17 protein-coding genes are annotated in these 18,372 nt (G+C 58.0%); 6 read left to right on the top strand and 11 right to left on the bottom strand.

Annotated features, from left to right (window positions below):
• Nucleotides 1–22: 22 nt before the first annotated feature.
• From AC1RO0_RS23165 to AC1RO0_RS23145, 5 genes are all read right to left on the bottom strand, one after another.
• Nucleotides 23–484 carry a carboxymuconolactone decarboxylase family protein gene (locus AC1RO0_RS23165; protein WP_498595033.1) on the bottom strand — a complete coding sequence of 154 codons (462 nt, stop codon included), beginning with the start codon at nucleotides 482–484 and terminating at the stop codon, nucleotides 23–25.
• 408 nt (nucleotides 485–892) lie between these two features.
• Nucleotides 893–1,912 carry an alpha/beta hydrolase gene (locus tag AC1RO0_RS23160; RefSeq protein ID WP_047640977.1) on the bottom strand — a complete coding sequence of 340 codons (1,020 nt, stop codon included), beginning with the start codon at nucleotides 1,910–1,912 and terminating at the stop codon, nucleotides 893–895.
• Nucleotides 1,909–2,838 carry an NAD(P)-dependent oxidoreductase gene (locus AC1RO0_RS23155; RefSeq protein ID WP_047640984.1) on the bottom strand — a complete coding sequence of 310 codons (930 nt, stop codon included), beginning with the start codon at nucleotides 2,836–2,838 and terminating at the stop codon, nucleotides 1,909–1,911. The genes AC1RO0_RS23160 and AC1RO0_RS23155 overlap by 4 nt, the downstream gene beginning before the upstream one ends.
• Before the next feature lie 21 nt (nucleotides 2,839–2,859).
• Nucleotides 2,860–3,255: a (R)-mandelonitrile lyase gene (locus AC1RO0_RS23150; RefSeq protein WP_047640978.1), complete on the bottom strand. Its 396-nt coding sequence runs from the start codon at nucleotides 3,253–3,255 to the stop codon at nucleotides 2,860–2,862.
• A gap of 253 nt (nucleotides 3,256–3,508) precedes the next feature.
• Nucleotides 3,509–4,435, bottom strand: coding sequence for an NAD(P)-dependent oxidoreductase (locus AC1RO0_RS23145; RefSeq protein ID WP_047640985.1), 927 nt, complete (start codon nucleotides 4,433–4,435; stop codon nucleotides 3,509–3,511).
• A gap of 222 nt (nucleotides 4,436–4,657) precedes the next feature.
• Here AC1RO0_RS23145 and AC1RO0_RS23140 point away from each other — a divergent pair, with 222 nt between their 5' ends.
• The 6 genes from AC1RO0_RS23140 to AC1RO0_RS23115 all read left to right on the top strand — a co-directional run bounded on the left by AC1RO0_RS23140 (nucleotide 4,658) and on the right by AC1RO0_RS23115 (nucleotide 12,273).
• Nucleotides 4,658–6,274 carry an MFS transporter gene (locus AC1RO0_RS23140; RefSeq protein ID WP_047640979.1) on the top strand — a complete coding sequence of 539 codons (1,617 nt, stop codon included), beginning with the start codon at nucleotides 4,658–4,660 and terminating at the stop codon, nucleotides 6,272–6,274.
• A gap of 121 nt (nucleotides 6,275–6,395) precedes the next feature.
• Entirely contained in the window at nucleotides 6,396–7,412 is a 1,017-nt protein-coding gene (locus AC1RO0_RS23135) for an ABC transporter substrate-binding protein (protein ID WP_081999686.1), read from the top strand.
• Nucleotides 7,390–8,211 (top strand): ABC transporter ATP-binding protein, encoded by an 822-nt coding sequence (locus AC1RO0_RS23130; RefSeq protein ID WP_156151513.1) that lies wholly within the window; start codon nucleotides 7,390–7,392, stop codon nucleotides 8,209–8,211. Before AC1RO0_RS23135 ends, AC1RO0_RS23130 begins: the two co-directional genes overlap by 23 nt.
• Nucleotides 8,208–9,050 carry an ABC transporter permease gene (locus tag AC1RO0_RS23125; RefSeq protein ID WP_052224216.1) on the top strand — a complete coding sequence of 281 codons (843 nt, stop codon included), beginning with the start codon at nucleotides 8,208–8,210 and terminating at the stop codon, nucleotides 9,048–9,050. The genes AC1RO0_RS23130 and AC1RO0_RS23125 overlap by 4 nt, the downstream gene beginning before the upstream one ends.
• Nucleotides 9,051–9,075: 25 nt before the next feature.
• Nucleotides 9,076–10,617, top strand: coding sequence for a carboxylesterase family protein (locus AC1RO0_RS23120; protein WP_052224217.1), 1,542 nt, complete (start codon nucleotides 9,076–9,078; stop codon nucleotides 10,615–10,617).
• 72 nt (nucleotides 10,618–10,689) lie between these two features.
• Nucleotides 10,690–12,273 (top strand): carboxylesterase/lipase family protein, encoded by a 1,584-nt coding sequence (locus tag AC1RO0_RS23115; protein WP_498595032.1) that lies wholly within the window; start codon nucleotides 10,690–10,692, stop codon nucleotides 12,271–12,273.
• 5 nt (nucleotides 12,274–12,278) lie between these two features.
• Here the strand turns inward: AC1RO0_RS23115 and AC1RO0_RS23110 are convergent, their stop codons facing one another.
• The 6 genes from AC1RO0_RS23110 to AC1RO0_RS23085 form a co-directional block, all read right to left on the bottom strand.
• The gene (locus AC1RO0_RS23110) at nucleotides 12,279–13,409 is read right to left on the bottom strand and encodes a zinc-binding dehydrogenase (RefSeq protein WP_047639449.1); all 1,131 of its coding nucleotides are present in this window, start codon (nucleotides 13,407–13,409) and stop codon (nucleotides 12,279–12,281) included.
• Nucleotides 13,410–13,466: 57 nt separating this feature from the next.
• Complete coding sequence (locus AC1RO0_RS23105) at nucleotides 13,467–13,883, bottom strand: PaaI family thioesterase (RefSeq protein WP_156151504.1); 417 nt, start codon at nucleotides 13,881–13,883, stop codon at nucleotides 13,467–13,469.
• 114 nt (nucleotides 13,884–13,997) lie between these two features.
• On the bottom strand, nucleotides 13,998–14,801 hold the full coding sequence (locus AC1RO0_RS23100; protein ID WP_047639451.1) for an enoyl-CoA hydratase-related protein: 804 nt from the start codon (nucleotides 14,799–14,801) through the stop codon (nucleotides 13,998–14,000).
• A 132-nt stretch (nucleotides 14,802–14,933) separates the two neighbouring features.
• A complete protein-coding gene (locus AC1RO0_RS23095) occupies nucleotides 14,934–16,277 on the bottom strand; it encodes an MmgE/PrpD family protein (RefSeq protein ID WP_052224220.1) in 1,344 nt (447 codons plus the stop codon).
• Nucleotides 16,278–16,381: 104 nt separating this feature from the next.
• Entirely contained in the window at nucleotides 16,382–17,614 is a 1,233-nt protein-coding gene (locus AC1RO0_RS23090; RefSeq protein WP_052224221.1) for a CoA transferase, read from the bottom strand.
• 132 nt (nucleotides 17,615–17,746) lie between these two features.
• Complete coding sequence (locus AC1RO0_RS23085) at nucleotides 17,747–18,331, bottom strand: SRPBCC domain-containing protein (protein WP_498595031.1); 585 nt, start codon at nucleotides 18,329–18,331, stop codon at nucleotides 17,747–17,749.
• Nucleotides 18,332–18,372 lie beyond the last annotated feature (41 nt).

The following is an 18,372-nucleotide window of genomic DNA, read 5'->3' as shown; positions in this document are numbered from 1 at the left end:
TCGGTCGTTCTCACGGCTCGCCCTAGATGAGACCCTTGGCTTTGAGGACCTCGTCTGCAACCTTGAAACCTTCAACCGCCGACGGCAGGCCGGCATAAACTGCGCAGTGAAGCAGAATTTCGCGCAGTTCGTCGACCGTGCAGCCGTTGTTGATCGCCCCCTCGATGTGCGTGCGCAATTGATTGACCCGGTTTAGGGCAACGAGCATTGCGACATTCAAGATACTGCGGGTCTTACGGTCGATGCCTGGTCGCGACCATACGGTGCCGAAGCAAACGTCGTCGGAGTAATCCTGAATAAGCGAGTTGAATGAATTGCGGTTCTTGTCCCGCTTTTCCAGAAAATCGTCGCCCATAAGCTCTTTGATGATCTGCCGTCCTGTTTCGATCCTATCCATCCTTGTCCCTTTCATCTGGAAGTTGGCCGCTTTGCCGCAGCCGGGAAGAAACTGATGTCGGCGATTTCTCGTGATTGGCCGGTGCAAGCCCAGATCTCTGAGAGACGCCGCGCGACTGTAAAAGTATGGCACAGTGCGCGACCTGTCAAATCATATAGATCAATTATATCATTACAGCGATGAGCCTGTATGGCCCTCACAGGCGAAAGTGTTTCCGCAAGGCCAAAGGCTGCCTGGTGATTGTCGACGGGGAAGACGGTCCCCCGTCAGCAGAAACGGGCCTACGGCCAAGGTCAACCGCAACGTTCTCGCTCTGTCGCTGTCATTGAAAGCAGAGCTCTTTTGCCGGGCGCGCAATGCTTCTCAAGTTTTCGCTGGACGCTGAAATGATCGATTAGCGTCAAGCCAACAGTCTATCCACGTCGAAGCGGCGCCGCCGCTTCGACTAACCATCTCCTAAGAAAGCCAGTACTGGAGCGAAACTTCGTTCCGCAATCAGTCCAAGCCCTTCTCCTTCAGGAAGTCGAGAACGAGGTCGGCGATCTCGACATTGTTGAGATCTGAAAACGGAAAATGAGTGTTTCCGAGGATCCCGATCTTCGGAAGCTGAACGATGCGGGCGTCGCCTCCATGCCGATTGACGGTTTCCGCCCATCGGCAAGCCATCGCCAAACGCACCCGCCAGCTGTCGCGGCCTTGCACAGGCGTTGGCTCGTCTGGAATATTGTCCCCATAATAGATGACGATGGGGATGCGGGTTAGAGCTAGAAACTCCTCGGTCGATACACTCAAGGCGGCGAGAGGCCCGGCCGAGCTTGGCATCGGCAATGGAGCCTCACCTTCGGGAAACACGAAGTTGCTGCCGGGCTCGAATGATATGATCGATCGGACATTGGTGTTTCGGATCACTGTCAACCAACCGGGGCCACCGCTTTGCGAGTGGGTAATGAGGATGCCGTGGCCGACCCGATCGAAGAGAGCGGAAACTGCCGACGAGACGACCTCGAGATCGAACGGTCCGGTATTGGGTGTCATCGACCGGAAGTATTGGTTCAACGTTTCTGGGGATCGATCGAATTGGACGCCATCGTAATAGTCGGGCCACAATCCGACGCGGAACTGGTTGAACCATTTTTGCTCGTCGGCAATCGGTGGATCCGTGCCCTCGATTAAGCTTCGCCCTGCATTGCCGCGTCGGGGTTGATCCAAGACGAAAGTGGCAAAACCTCTCCGCAAGCACAACGTTTGAAAGCCTTCCCGGCCATCGGGTGTTGTCTCCCATGATTTGGAGAACTGAACGCCGCCATGCCACATGACCAGCGGCAGGCGGCGAGAGCCCACGGGAACCTGATAGTATACATAGGCGTGGTCGCCGCTGAATGTCTGGCCCGCCGCCACCTCTGGATTTTTTGCATCGAAAGCACCTGGTTCGCAGCGCACCGTACCCCCAACCGCGAAGCTTCCCTGCCTTTCAACCACCAGCGGAGCGATGCTCCCCTTCCTCGACAGTGTCATGTCCGGGTCATCATTTCTTCGATCTGTTCCAGCGGGACCGAGAACTTCTCCACGCCGGCGCGCTCCTGCTGCAATTGCAGCACGGTTTGAGAATCACGTCGCGACCAGCCTCGATTCATCGCTTCCGTTAAATCGTTGAGCGCAAGATTGCATAGTCGCGTTGGCACCCCAAGAGATCGAGCGAGCTCCATGCCGAGCGTTACATCCTTGTGCTGAAGCTGAAGCTCGAAACTCGGCGGATCCAGGCGGTCGGCAAGCCACCGACGCGCGATCAGATCGAACGACCTCATCCGGCCCAGCGCCCCGCCGCGGATCGCCTGAAATAGTTCCAGCGGATCGAGGCCCGCCTTGACGCCAACGGTCATCGTCTCTGCCAACACCTGGGTAATGGCCGCGCTGGCAAGGTTGTGAACGAGTTTCGCAATCGAACCGGCACCGATGCCACCGATATAGCTGGTCTGGTCTGCCATAGAAATCAGAGGCGCATGGAATCGGTCATACACATCGCGACTGCCACCAACCCAGATCGCCAGCTTCCCACTGGCGGCGCCAGCAGGGCCGCCGCTCACAGGAGCGTCTAGAAAGTCGATGCCGCGCTCGGCAAGGCGCGAATTCAAACTCCGGACGAGCTCGACCGAATTTGTCGAAAGGTCGAACCACGCCGCGCCGGCTTTAAACCCCATATCGAGACCGTCGTCGCCATAGCAGATCGCTTCGACATCTGAGGGCTTGGGTAGCGATGTGAACACAACATCACAATTGGCGGCGACCTGCTTTGCCGTTTCGGCCCAGCGCACGCGGTCATCGAGGAAAGGGTCAGCAGCTTCTCGCCGCAGGTCGTGCAGGATCATCTCGTATCCTGCTTTGCGAAGGTTCCAGGCCATGCCCCTGCCCATCGTGCCGAGGCCGATAAAACCAATCTTCATACCCATCCCCTTATTGCTAGCCTAACGGCTATATTGTTCATCGGTGACCGGCTCGAGCCAGTCCGCGGATTTCCCGTCCAGGCTTTCGCCGATGGTCAAATGTGTCATCGCCATGTCGAGCCCGCCGCCATGCCAATGCTTTTCATCCGGTTCGAAAAAGACCACGTCTCCGACATTGACGACCACAACCGCCCCGCCCCAGCTCTGAACCCGGCCGGATCCATGAGCGATAATCAAGGTCTGCCCCAGCGGATGCGTGTGCCAGTTCGTGCGAGCGCCAGGCTCGAACGTCACGTAGGCGCCTTTTGAGCGTGCCGGCTCTTCCGTGGAAAACACCGCTTCCATCCGAACGCGACCGGTAAAATGATCAGCGGGCGCCCAGACGGTTTTGCTGGTTCCGGCTTTTGTGATTTTCATTCCTTAAGTCCTCTTGCTGTTGTGGCGGCGCCATTTTACGAAGGGGCCGACTTCGGCCGGAAGCGCGGCGCCGCGTTCGGGATAGCTCGCCCCATGGCTTTTCGAGCGAAGGCGAGTGTCGGCTGGAGCAGGCGACGCCGTAACCGGCTCGGCATGGTCATGTGCGTCGAGGCTTGGGCGCCAAGGCGCAATCACTATGGTGCTTGTGCGCCACCTGTCATCAGGCTTAGAGCGCGCCTATCAACCCGTTCATTCAACCTTCGGCCAGGACGCGCTTGATATCCGCATCGGGAATTGCAAATGGCGCGACGCCGGCGCGCTCCTGCTGCAGCACGAGAACCGACTGTGAATCGTGCATTCCCAATCCGCGGCTCATTGCCTCATGCACGTCTTGTGCGACAGCTGCACAGACCCGCATCGGGACATCCAATTCCCTTCCGAGTTGGAGGGCCAAATTGATATCCTTCTGCATCAAGCGCAACGCAAAGCTCGACTGTTCCGTATTTCCTGCGAGGAAACGCTGAATATTGTCAAAACCCCTCATGCGTCCAGCGGCCCCGCTGCGCATTGCTTCCCAAAGAGAAAGCGGGTTCATCCCGGCCTTGACCCCCATTGTCAGGACCTCCGCCATCACCGACTTGATCGCAGTGCTCGCCATGTTGTGCGCGAGTTTGGTGATGGTTCCCGCACCGATATCGCCAATGTAGCGAACCTGATCGGCTACCTGGTCGAGAACTGGCTGGCACGCATCAAATGCTGCTTTCGAACCACCGATCCAGATTGCCAATTTACCGGATGCGGCGCCGCCTGGTCCGCCACTGATGGGCGCATCGAGGAATTCAACCCCTTTTGCCGCAAGTTCCTTGTGCAATTGCCTTACGACATCGACCGAGTTGGTGCTCAGATCAAGCCAGATCGCACCGTTGCGGAAGCCAGCCGCAAGGCCGTTCTCGCCGGCGTTGACCACCAGAACGTCGCGTGGGGTCGGCAATGAGGTGAAAACGAGATCGGTGGCCTCAGCCAGTGCCTTCGGAGTCGCAACGGCAACGGCGCCACGCTCCACAAACGACGCAACAGTGGCTTCTGACAGGTCGTGAACGAACAGCTCGTGTCCCGCGCGCATCAGATTGGCAGCAATTCCCCGTCCCATCATACCAAGTCCAATAAAGCCGATTTTCATTGCAATCATTCCTCCGCGTAGCAATAAAAGATTGGTCAATTCCGATTATATCATCTAAATGATTTTAACAAGATGCGGTTTGCGGATAGGAACGCGGTGATTTGTCACCCTCTTTCGACCTTGTTTCGTGGGATCAAGATTTATTGAGCTGCGGCGCACCCGAAAGGGAAACGCTCATGCGTAGGCGCGCGCAGGGCGATTATTTGCCGCGGGGGAAGACTATTGGGATCAACTCAACCGAAAACACTTCAGGCGTTTCAAAATCGTACTTTCCGAACGCTGTGGTGCGCGTCTGTTGTGTCAAACACCGGCGGGATGATCCAACTTGTCGGTGCGGCATGGTTGATGACATTGTTGTCCTCATCAGAGCGAATGGTGGCGCTTGTCCAGGCCTCCGTGACGCTGCCACTGATGGCCATCTCGCTCGTTGCCGGCGTTCTGGCTGACAATTACGAGCGCCGATCGGTGATGCTCGCGGCGCAAGTCATGATGCTCGTCTTTTCAAGCGTTCTTGCCACGATCGTCTTACTCGACCTGGTTACGCCCTGGTTGTTGCTGCTACTGACATTTGCTATCAGCATCGGCACGGCGCTGCATAATCCTTCCTGGCAGGCGTCCTTCACGGATCTCGTGCCGCGCGAAGACCTGCCCTCGGCTGCTACGATGAATGCGATGGGGATGAACGTCACGCGCAGTCTTGGGCCTGCCGTTGGCGGCCTCATCGTCGCAACCTTCGGTATCGGGGCGGCATTCTTGATCAATGCGGCTAGCTATATCGCAATCATTGCAGGCCTTTTGGCATGGCGGCCCGTGAGGCCCGCGCGTCCGCTGCCGAGGGAGACGTTCTACCGCGCTCTTGAGTCAGGACTGCGTTACTTCTTGGTTTCGCCCAATATAATCAACATCAGCATCCGTGGTTTTATATTTGGTTTTGCCGCCATCTCGATGCAGGCTCTCTTGCCGCTCGTGGCGCGAGATGTGCTAAAGGCGGACGCAATGGTCTACGGCATGCTGCTCGGGGCCTTTGGATCTGGCGCCGTCGTCGGTGCCTTCGCCGCTGCCCGCATCAGATCCGACCTCAGCATTGAGCAGATCTGCAAGCTGTCGTTTGGCATTTTCGCGCTGGCGACGATCAGTGTCGCCTACGTCGAGAATGTCTGGCTTTCGTGTCTCTCGATTTTCGTCGCAGGAGCAAGCTGGATCAACATCAACTCGCTCTTGAACGTTTCGGTGCAGATGTCAGTCCCCAGATGGGTTCTTGGACGGATGATAGCCTCCTTCATGACGTTCATCTTCGGCGGCATGACCTTGGGTAGTTGGACCTGGGGAGCCGTGTCTGAGGCCTTCGGTCTGCAATTGGCTTTTGTCGCCGCTGCTTTGGTGCTTTGCTGCGGTCTTTTCTGGGGGTACGTGTTTCCGATCCAATCGTATCCGGTCACAGATCTTGACCCTCTGGACCATTTCGTAGCGCCGGCGATCAGGCTCGATCTGAACGCTCGAAGCGGTCCGATCTCCATCATGGTCGAGCATGACATCGCCGAAGACGATGTCCCGGCCTTTCTCGATGCGATGGCAACATGGCGTCGAATCAGGTTGCGGGACGGGGCACGGCGATGGTCCCTTCTGCGCGATATAGAGGCGCCTAGCCGCTGGATTGAGACCTACCACCTTTCGACCTGGACCGACTACGTCCGCTACGTCGGACGGCGTACTGTCGCGGACCGCCACGTGCTCGAGCGGCTGAAAGCCTTGCAACGTGACCAGAGGCCGATGCAGGTCCACCGTATGGTCAAACAGCAGGCGATCCGTCAGCACCGCGACGGCATGTTCGAAGGATGAGCAGTATGTTATAATCATTTAAATGATTGACATCGTCTCGGCAATTATCAATCATGTTGATGCTCTTGAGCGGCATTGGGTGCATTGCTCGAAACCGCCTGGAGTTTAGGAGGAGGAGAATATGCATCGAATTGTAGGAAGGGCGGCCTTCTGTCTGACTGCGTCGCTATTGGTTGTGGCGAGCGGAGCGCTTGCGCAAAATGCCGAACCAATCAAAATCATCTCGTCGCTACCGACCTTGACCTCGTCAGCCACTTACTTGATGGAGGCGCGTGGCTATGACAAAGCACATGGACTAACCACCGATATCACTCAGTCGGGTGGCTCGAGTTCTCTGCAGATCGACGCGGTTCTTGCCGGGAGCGCCACGTTCGGAGCGCCAGGTACCTCGACCGCATTGCAGGCAATTCGCGAAGGCGCGGACATTAAAATTATCGGATCGATCGCCAAGAATCAGATTGCAGCTGTCATCGGCAACGAGGCGTTGAAAAAGGCGGGTATACCTGCAACGGCGCCTATTGCGGATCGCGTCAGGGCGCTCAAGGGCATGACAATCGGCACCAACCCGGTCGGATCGACATACTACCAGCTGATGCGGTATTACCTTCAGCAATACGGCATCGATCCTGACAAAGATGTGCGCCTTGTCGGCATGGGCGATTCCAGCGGCTTAATCAGCGGCGTTGAGCAGGGTCGTTTCGATGCAATTGTCAGTGCCAGCGGTGTTGTGGAGCAAGCAATTTCATTGGATGCCGGTGAGTTATGGTTTTCCGGTGCGCGTGGCGATCTTCCAGGTGGAGAGGATTCGGTGGTCTGCGTCGTCATCGCGCGCTCAGATACGATCGAGAAAAATCCACAGTTAATCGAAGCGTTCCGGGCATCGATGAAGGACGCCTTGAAGGCCATGCGTGAGGATCGTGCAGAAACTGGGCGGGTTCTGAAGGAGCAGTTCTTCACGAAGCTGGATCCCAAGGTCTGGGAGACTGTCTGGGCCAACGCGGTCGATGCTTACCCGTCCGACTTTACGTTTACGCGCGACGCCTATGATTTCTGGGTCAAGATCGACCCGAAAGGCGCCGACAGCTACCGCAACATCGATTATTCGCAGGTCGTCTATGCAGCAGCCCAAGGGAAATGATCCCGGCGTCGGCCGGTTGGCAGGGACGGATGCGCCGCTGCTGCAGATCGATGAGGTTGCGGTTCGCTTTTCCGGCGACCGTGACGTCCTTGCCCAGACGTCTCTGACGGTTCGTCCGGGCGAGTTTATCGTCCTGCTCGGCCCCTCGGGCTGTGGCAAGTCGACACTTTTGAACCTTACGGCGGGCACACTGCGTCCGCGACAGGGCAGCATTAGCTTTTCCGGAAAGTTGGTGACTTCCATCAACCGCAACGTCGGCTATGTCACCCAGGAAGACACCATGCTGCCTTGGTTGACGCTGGCCGCCAATGTCGGCCTGCCGCTGCGCATGCGGCGCGTGCCGCGCGCTCAGGTGCGCGACAAGGTCATGACGCTCTTGAAGAACTTCAGCCTCGATCATGCGGCCAACCTGCATCCGGCCCAACTATCGGGCGGCATGAAAAAGCGCGGCCTTCTGGCCCGCGCGCTGATCTACGAACCGAAACTGCTTCTGATGGACGAACCCTTTGCGGCGCTCGACGCCCAGATGCGCTCGCAGTTGCAAGCCGAACTGCGCCGTGTCGTGCGCACCACCGGCGTCGCCGTCCTGTTCGTCACCCACGATATAGAAGAGGCAGCACTTTTGGCCGACAGGGTTGTCGTCATCGGCGGATCACCGGGCCACATCATCGACGACATCGCCATTCCGCTCGGGCCCGAGCGCGATCCGGAGGTCCTGCGCTTCGATGATACCTTCCGTGACGTCGGCAAGGTCCTTCAGGCATCGCTGGCTCGCGCCAAAGGAGAGCAACGAGCATGAGCGCTTCTCACCACTCCATCACCGGCGACGACCTTCCGGTCGTTTCTGCTTCTGCTGGACCCAGCAGCTTCGCGTCCCGCAAGCTGCGCCTGATTGGCGGACGCGTCGCCTTCATCATCGCGATTTTGTTGTTGTGGCACTTTGCCTCGGGCAATCTGGTGAAGACCTTCTATCTGCCGAAGCCGGCAGCCGTCCTTGGCGAACTCGCCGGCTGGATCAGCGACGGAAGCCTCTGGTCGAACATCGCAGCGACACTGATCCCAGCCCTTCAGGGCTTCATCATCGCCAGCATCCTGGCGATCGTTCTCGGCTATACGCTGGCCATGGCAAAGTTTGCCGCAGACGTGCTCGAACCGTTCATCGCCGCAATTTACGGCATTCCGATCATCGCACTCGTCCCGTTGCTCATCCTGTGGCTTGGCATCGGCGATGAGCTCTCGGTCGGCATCGCTGCGCTCGCTGCCTTCTTCCTGATGTTCTATAACGTCTACTTCGGCCTGCGCGAGGTCAGCCAAACACTGATCGACCAGGTGCTGATTGCCGGCGGATCAAAGTGGGACATTGCCTTCCGCGTCCGACTGCCGTCGGCTTTGATCTGGGTGGTCGCCGGAACCAAGCTCGCCCTGCCCCACTCCGTCGTCGGCGTCGTCGTCGCCGAATTCCTCACCGGCAACAAGGGCGTCGGCTTCATGCTCTCGTCAAACGCAAACCACTTCAATGCCGCGGGAACCTTCGCTGCCGTCGCCGTCCTGGCAGCCATCAGCTTCATCCTCGATCGCGTCATCTTCTATCTCACTAAACGCGCCCTCATGTGGAAAGAAGCCGGAAAAAATAACTGAGAAAAATCGAAGACTGAGACCCTCAATGGCAGTAATAGCGACGACCACCAACGGCGATGTCCGGGGAGCAGTGACGGAAAACGCGCTGGTCTTCCGCGGAATTCGCTATGGAGCGCCCACGGGTGGCGCCAACCGGTTTTTACCGCCCCAGCCCGTAGAAAAATGGGCGGGCGTTGTCGATGCACTCTCCCCTGGCCCGTCGGCGCCGCAATTGCCGAAGCCGGAAAGCACCGATCCGTTCTTCGCCTGGTATTCGTTCATTCAGCCGATCAGCGAGGACTGTCTTTTTCTGAACGTCTTCACGCCAGCGCTTAACGGCAAGCGCCCGATGATGGTCTGGCTCCACGGTGGCGGTTGGCGGGATTTCTCCGGCACCGCGCCGGGCTTTGACGGGTCGCGCCTCGCTGGCACCCAGGATGTTGTGATCGTAACCCTCAATCATCGATTAAACGCCTTCGGTTTCCTCGCCCTGGACGGTGGTCACGAACGCTTCGCCGACTCCGGCAATGCAGGGATATCGGATATTCTCGCCGCGCTGCAGTGGGTGCAGGACAATGCGGAGGCCTTCGGAGGTGATCCGGGGAACGTGACCATTTTTGGTGAATCGGGCGGAGCGTCGAAAGTTGCGGCGCTGATGTCGACTGCGCGCGCCAAAGGCCTGTTTCACAAAGCGATAGTGCAAAGCAGCGCCGGTGTGCGGCTCGCCCATCAGGAAGAGACCATTGCCGCGTCGCGCTCGCTGGCAGATGAGATTGGACGAGTTCGGCTCGATCCTATCGAGATGCAAGCGCTGTCGATGGGGCTAGTCTTGAACGCCTCGCAGCGAGCGACCGGCATCTATCGCGGTATCGTCGACGGCCGCACGTTTGTAGAGGATCCATTCGTGACGTCGGCGCCAGACGCAGCCTTGGGTATCCCGCTCTTGATCGGCTGCACCACGACCGAATTCACTTACTACATGCGCAACGACGCGAGAAATTTTCATCTGGAACTGCCGGATGTACGCCGGCGGCTGACGCGATTCTTCAATGTCGATGAACAGTCGGCAGACCGCCTGATCGAGGCCTATCGGGACTCGCAGCCCGAGGCAAGTCCGAGCGGATTGCTGGTCGCGATCGCCTCAGATCAAATCTTCAAGCGAAGTACCTATGGAATTGCCGAGCGTCAGGCGGCCGCGTCTCGCGCACCCGTTTATGCCTATCTCTTCGAATGGGAGACACCGATCGAGGACGGTCGCATGCGCTCGCCGCACACCTGCGAGGTGCCGTTTATTTTCGGGACGACGGAGAGTTCGGCGGGCTGCGTGGGGACCGGCACGGACCTTACCGGCCTGAGCAATACGATGATGTCCGTATGGGCAAGCTTTGCCCGGTCCGGCAATCCAAACATCTCGACCGTGCCCAGGTGGGAGCCCTTCGACAGAGACGGTCGGAAGATGATGGTGTTGAACCTCGAATCGAGATTGGAAAGGGATCCGGGCATCACGACACGCGCCGCGTTGAACGACCTGCCTGCCTTCAGCAATCACAACCCCATCTTCGCGCTCAACAGCGAGCCAGTGCGATAGCCGTTTCGCATCGGCAGGGCACATCTGCGCGAGTCTACTGACACTTTTCAACAGCCAAACAAGGTCACCAGCATGTCGTCGTCACTCCGTACGGGAAGAGGAAATCCAGCCGTCGTCGAGACGAGAAGGGGGAGATTGAGGGGCGTAGAAGCCAATGGGACCCTGTGTTTCAGGGGCATCCGGTACGGTCAATCGACGGCGGGCGAGAACCGCTTTCGTCCTCCCGTACCAGCAGTGGAATGGGCCGGCATCCGCGATGCCGCATCATGGAGTGCCTCGGCACCCCAACCCATTCTCCCCGCCTATTCGGAGCCATTTTATGCGTGGTACTCGACGATACAGCAGATCAGCGAGGATTGCCTCTTCCTGAACATTTTCACGCCGGCCGCCGACGAAAAGCCTCGCCCGGTCATGGTGTGGCTTCACGGCGGCGGATGGCGCAGTTTTGCGGCGACGGCTCCCGGCACCGACGGGACCCTGCTGGCCAGGGGCGAAGATGTGGTGGTCGTGACCCTCAATCATCGCCTTGGAGCACTCGGCTTTCTTGCTCTCGGCGAGGACGGTGAGCGCTTTGCCGACGCCGGAAATGCGGGTTTGCTCGATATCGTGCTGGCACTCGAATGGGTGCGTGACAATATCTCCGCCTTCGGCGGCGACCCAACGAACGTCACCATCTTCGGACAATCCGGTGGTGGTGCGAAGGTCGCGGCCCTGATGGCCTTGCCGGCCGCTGCCGGCCTCTTTCATAGGGCCATAGTTCAAAGTTCGTCGGGTGGACTGCGCATCGCACCCCGTGAAGAGGCAGAAGGTCTGACGCGCAACCTGGTCGGCAATCTCGGTCTGGATCGTGCCGACGGCGCAGCCTTGCAAGAAGTCCCACTCCCAGATCTGCTGGTCGCTTTTCAAAAGACGCCTGGATATTTCCGCCCTGTGATCGATGATAGGAGTTTCCACGCCGATCCATTTTTCCCCTCTGCACCCGAGGTATCAAGCCATGTGCCCTTGATGGTCGGCTGCACCAATACCGAAACGACATATTATATGCGTCAAAATCCGGGGAGCTTTCATTTGGAGCTTCCGGATGTGGAGGCACGGCTTGCCGATTTTCTTCAGCTTGATGTGGTTGCGACAGGCCGCATCGTCGAGGCCTATCGCGATCTCAATCCGTCAGCGCAGGCGAGCGACATTCTCGTCGCCGTGACGACGGATTATCTCTTCAAGCGGAACACGTACCGGATGGCGTCACTACGCGACGGCACGTCCGCACGCAGCTTTGCCTTCGTCTTCGCATGGGAAACACCGGTTGAAGGCGGCCAATTGCGGTCACCGCACACCTGCGAGGTGCCGTTCATCTTCGGATCGGCGAAGGCGGCCCGCGCGATGGTCGGGGACGAACGCGACATCGAACCGATGACGAAACTCATGATGGCCACCTGGGCACAGTTCGCCCGATCAGGCGATCCGAACAATCCATTGCTTCCCGAATGGCGTGCCCTTGCCGAGGCCGACAGGCCAGTCATGTGCTTGCGGCCGGAAAGTGCACTCCTGCCAGACCCGGGCGGCGAAGCCCGCACGACGCTCGATGGCCTTGCCTTCTACGAATACAACCGCTCGCGAGACGACTTCTGGTCTGCCTCTGCGGGCTTGAAACGCTGACCTGTCTAGCCGTTCGGCAAGAGTATCTGGCGCAGCACCGAACCGGTGTCGAGTGCATCAAGATTGGCGTTCAGATCGTTGAACACCATCGCGCCGCTCATGAGACGATCGACAGGAAGCCTGCCCTCAAGAAAATACTTGAGATAGCGAGGGATATCCCGCTCCGCGATGCCGGACCCCATAACCGAGCCGCGTATGACCTTTTCGTGTGCGACCAGCGTCGAGTGCGGGTATTGATGCAGATCTTCATACGATCCGAGACCGATTCCTATGATCTCGCCGCCCTTGCGCGTCACATCAAACGCCGTCTTGAAAGCACTTTTAGCTGCGGTTACCTCGAATGCGAAATCGACGCCGCCGCCGGTCAGATCCTTCACGGTCTCGATAAGGTCCGGGTCGTTGGCGTGCAGTGTATGCGTGCAGCCGAGTTCCGCAGCGAGCGGAAATTTTGCCTCCAGGAGATCAATGCCGATAATCGGCCATGCGCCCGATAGTTTCGCCGCCATGACGGAGTTTAGGCCGACGCCGCCCAGACCGATTATGGCCACGCTGTCGCCTGGCCGAACCTTGGCACCGTTGAACACGGCCCCGGCGCCCGTCACTACCGCGCACCCGAACATCGCCGCGATATCCAGGGGCACCTGTGGATCCGCCTTGACAAGCGCTTCGGTGGAGCAGACTGCGTACTGAGCAAAGGATGATATGCCGCTATAGTGATAGAGTGGCTTGCCATTCAGCGACAGTCGCCTTGTTCCGCTCGGCAGAACGCCGGCGACCCGCGAGGTGCCGACGCTATCGCAGAGGTTCGGTCGTAGGCGAACGCACTGGCCGCAATGGCCGCATCCCGCTCCCGACGTCATGACGACGTGATCGCCGACCTTGTGATGGGAAACACCGGCCCCGACTTCGACGACCACACCTGCGCCCTCGTGTCCTCCGACGACCGGCAAGGTGCGCTTGCGCAGACCCGCGACCTGGCTCAGATCGGAATGGCACAGTCCCGCGGCAGAAACCTGAACCAGGACTTCCCCCTCGCCGGGTCCGTCCAGATCCACCTGCTCGATTTGGAATGGCATGCTTTCGGCATAGGGGGCCGGCAGTCCTTGCTCATACATCACCGCAGCTGTCATTCGCATGATATCGCCTTCTCCAACTTCATAATTTTGATTGATGAGCATCGAGCGCTGGCGCAGTTATACCGAGGCTGCTTCAGACCAAACTCTCCAGACGCCACGAGCAGTCAACACGGTGTTACCGCCCGCAGTCATCGTCCCATCCACGAAAACCAAAGTGCGCGTTTCACTGACAATGCGCCCTTCAAAATCGACCACTTGCCCAACGGCGACGGATTTCACAAAGTGCACATCGAGCTGGACAGTCGCCTGCCGTCGCTGCAAATCGCCACGTCGGGCAGTAAACCCGAGAGATCGGTCAGCGAACGTCATCAACATGCCGCCGTGAACGATGCCCATCCTATTCCTGTGCTTGCTCTCGGGAAAAAACCGGAACCTCGAGGTCTCGCCTCCGTCGAATGGCCAATGGTATATCGGACCGACGAGCCCGATAAATCCGTCATCGTCCATCGCGATCCAACCATTACGATCGTTCACCAGGTCCTCCTTCGAGCGCCACTCGAGTAATGTAAAGGGCAAAAAAACTATTGGAAATGACTGAATGCCCCGACGACCGCCTCAGGCACGCCACACATCAAACCAAAGAGGTGCTCACGCCCCAACAAAGCTCGCAGGCCGCTTTTCAAGAAGGGCGTGCACCGCTTCTTTCTGATCTCGGGTATTTTGCACAATCGCCTGAAATGCCGCTGAAAGCTCCAGAGAGCCCTCGAGGGTCATATCCTGGGATTTGATGATCAGGCGTTTGTTGAGGCGAATGCTGCGTGCGGGAAAAGCCGCGACCGATTGCGCCATTTCCATTGCGCGCCCGATCAGTTCGTCTGCGGATACGATATGTGTGACAAGACCCCAGGACAACGCCTCGTCCGCCTCGACAATCCGACAAGTCAAGGCCATCTCCAGCGCTCTTGGCAGTCCAACAACACGCGGAAGGAGCCACGCGCCTCCGTCACCCGAAACAATCCCGACCCGCATAAAGCTCTCGGCAAATTTAGTCGTCGGCGTACCGATACGGATATCGCACATGCATGCGAGATCGCAGCCGGCGCCGACGGCGTGGCCATTGACCGCGGCGATCACCGGCACGTCGAGTTGGTGAAAGAGCTTCGGAATCATTTGCACGCCATTGCGATAGCCTTCCTGCATATCGTTTGGGCTCCCGGCAAACATTGGGTCTGTTCCGTCGCGCATATCCTTCACATTGCCGCCCGAACAGAAGCTTGAACCAGCCCCCGTCAAGACAATGCAGCTCAGGCTCGCATCCTTGTTGGCCGACCCGATAAAGTCGCAAATTTGGCCAACCATTCCCGGCGTCAAGGGGTTGCGCGCGCCCGGATCGTTCAACGTGACTAACGCAACCGCGCCATGCCGCTCGATAAGAAGTCTGTCCGCGACCATCATCTCTTCCCTTTGCTAATGTGCATCGCCTTTAACTTTCCTTGCAGTTTGTCTCTGCAGTCTCGGCGAACTGAGTTGTCTTCCAACGACGCGACTGTTCGAACTGATGTCGAGGTGGCCCCAGCGTCAGTTTCAGTGAAGCGCCGCTGACACGGCGGCTCCGGAATCTGCTTGTTCTTCAAGCCCTCGCAGGATGTCGAGCAGACGGCGTGACTTGTGAGGATCGAAAACCATCTCGGCCTGGGCGATAAATTTTTCGTCCAGTTCTTTGTTGGACAAAGGCCGGGACATGCTGCCGCGTGCGTGTTCGACAAAGGAAGTGATGCGGCGTCCACTCGAAAGCACGACCGCTATACGCGCTTGATCACGGTCGAGAGCGGGGTCGGAAACCGCCGTTACAAGATTCCTGAATTTAATCATATCTCGATCGTCAATCGTTGCCTGGCGCAACTCTAAGACGCCTGTCGTTCTTCGAACGAATACGGCCGCGGCCCAGTGGTGCAGACTTACCATTGCCTCAAGAGCATCCTTGGGATGTCTTCGATTTGCCAAGGTGATCGTAAGCGGGGGTACAAAAAGTTCGACCTTCTCGACTTGATCGTCGACGTCGGCGATTTGCGCGGCAGCTTGCCGGCACACATCAATCACAGGATGGACCACGATGCCGCAAGGGTAAGGCTTGTAAGCGATCGCCGATAGTTCGAAATGCTCTCCGAGCCGGTCAACAGCATAGTCGACGCTGGCGCCTACCGAATGTACCTCGAAAAATCCCCTAGGTGCCTCAAGCGCATTGTCGACGCACTCGACGCCTGCCGCGGCAAGCTGCACGGCGAAAATCCCGGATCGCGTAGCAAATGCCGGGACAACAAGACCGCTCATTGCCCCGTGCGTCGCCCGGAAACCGGCAGCTTGAGTGGCGGCGTGTCCAATCGCCCAGCGCATTCGCCGCTCGTCAAGGCCGAAGACACGCCCGACGGCTGCCGCAACGCCGATTGGACCGGTCACGCCGGTCATATAGAGGGACAGATTTTCTTTCGCGGGCGGTAACAGGATCACATTGCTCATCCGGCATTGAAGCTCGATTCCCAGAACCAACGCATGCAGCAATTCCGAACCGCTGAGGGAGGTGGTCTCTGCAATGGCAAACAAGGCTGCAGCGACCGGTCCTGTCGGGTGCGTTACCGTCGCCAAATGGGTGTCATCGTAGGCCAGAGCGCTTGAGCTCAGGCAGTTCAGAAATGCTGCGTTCGCCATGTCGGTGCGGGCTTGACGCCCGATAATGGACGCATTGGGGTCCCTGGTAGCCGTGCCAACGGCAGCAATCGCCTTGTCCACCAACTCTTCGCCGCTTCCACCGATGGAACAACCAAACCAATTCAAGAAAGCGCGACCCGCTTCATTGCGGATCGCGTGAGGAAGGGCCTCCCATGTGGAATGCACAGCGTAAGCCGCTATTTCCTGTGTAATCGGCCGCATGTCCTACTTCCCAATCACTCTTTGGAAACAAATCCCCGACCCAGTCGCCAAAGATCAACGCGTCGCCGGCCGTCGTTGGACCGAGAACGTGTGATAAAGGTGATCTAAATCACGCCTTCCTTGCTCATCTCCTCGAGCTCTTCCTTCGAGTGTCCGAGCCAGTTTCCGTAGATCTCGTCATTCATGGCGCCAAGGTGCATACTTGGCTGTAACGGGATCCTGGGCAGGCCGATCATGTTCAGCGGAGTGTGAGGAACATGGACACGCCCGAGGTCGGGGTGATCCATAACTTGAAGGCTACCGCGGGCCAGCATGTTCACATCGTTCATGACTTCTTTCAACTGACGTACCGGCGCGCACGGAACAGCCTTCGCGAGCATGGCTTCGGCGACATCATTTCTGGCTTTATCGGCCGTCCAACTCTCAATGAGTTCATCGACGAGCTCAAAATGCATCACGCGTGCGGTGCGGGTCTTGAGGCGTTCATCCTCCTTCAGGTCTTCTCGACCAATGACTTCTAGAATCGACTGCCAGTGATGGTCGCCCGGAGCGTTGACGACGACATACCCATCCTTTGTCTTATAAGAGTTGTAAGGCGCGACCCCGAGCCCGCCGTGACGATTGCCCGTTCGTTCGGGCGCGGCCTCTCCTCGCGCATGAAGCATGCCGTAATTCGAACCGAGCGAACAAAATGTGGCGTCCTGCATCGAAACCTCGACCTGGCGGCCTCGTCCGGTTCGCTCTCGATCGTAGAGGGCCATCATCACTGCGGAGAAGAGATGGATACCGGCGAAGAAATCGCACAATGCCGCGCCTGATTTGACGGGTGGTTGGTCCGGAAAGCCGGTGGAGTTGATAACCCCGCACATTGCCTGCATCACCAGATCCATGGCCGGATAGTTCTTGTATGGGCCATCGCTGCCATACCCCGAACTCGATGCATAAATTAGTTTTGGGTTGATTTTCTGCAGTTCATCGGCACCTACACCCAATCGCTCCATAACCCCAGGAGCAAAATTCTCAATCACAATATCGGCCTTTTTGACCATCTCCTTCAGCAATTCCTTGCCCCTGGCCGTCTTGAGGTTCAGCGTTATCGGCTTCTTGTTCGAGTTCAGCATCGAAAATGGGTATGCGACACCGCCGAGGTCGCCGCGGCTTCGCAGGTTCTCACCAGTCTTCGGCTCGATCTTGATCACATTTGCGCCGGCAAGCGCCATGAGAAAGGTGGCATAGGGGCCATTGTAGATTTGCGTCAGGTCAATGACGGTTATGTCCCCAAGCGGATAGGCGTCGAATGTCTTTGCCTGAGACGTTGCGGCATTTACCCCATCCATTTTCGATACCTTTCAGGTGTGCGCGCCAAGCGCAAGGCGCTGTCATCGTGTCAATGATAAATCATTTAAATGATTTTGCTAGCGCGCGCAAGCGCGTTCGGAGGTCGAAGTCGTATCCCCCGCCAAGCCGCTCTATCGCGGTATGCCATTGATATGTTGGTCAGAGCCGGAGCATCGAGGATGCTTTCTGTCCGTTTCCAACACCGTCCGGCTGTCCTGGCTCTCGTCGCGCCTATAGTGCGACCCAAGCGCTTCGACATCCTCGGCTCGCAAGCTCTGCGACAGGTGCGCCAAGCGAGCGAAGAAATCCTCCGCCATTTTCTTGATCGTGTCCGCGACCGAAGAAGCGCCAATGTCGGTCGGCTCGCCACTGACTTCAAGCTCTGCCCGATACTGCAGGAGCATGCCGCGCTTCGTGTCCAAGAGGTCTACGCGCGCACGCCCTTGAGCCAATCGGATTTGACCAACTTTACCCTCGCCGGTCAGGCAGATGCCGTCAAAATTTCCATCACCCTCGCCCGTGATGCTTCCGAAGATCGTCACCGCGATCAAGCCGAACCGCATGATGAAATTTAAAGCGAAGGTCGTCTCCGAGATGATCTCCAAACCGTCGCAACCCGAAATGCAGGTCTCGAGAACATCGGGTTCGTGCAGCAACATCCATGCGAGCGGCCTGGGCGACAGAATCAAGATTTCGCCCACTATCTCGATGGCCATGGATGAAACCTCGCAGAGCTGTCGCCAGTAAACTATAATCA

Source organism: Rhizobium sp. GW821-FHT14E12 (genome assembly GCF_058803745.1).
Note: the sequence above shows the minus strand (reverse complement) of the source record. Positions and strands in the feature narration are given on the sequence as shown.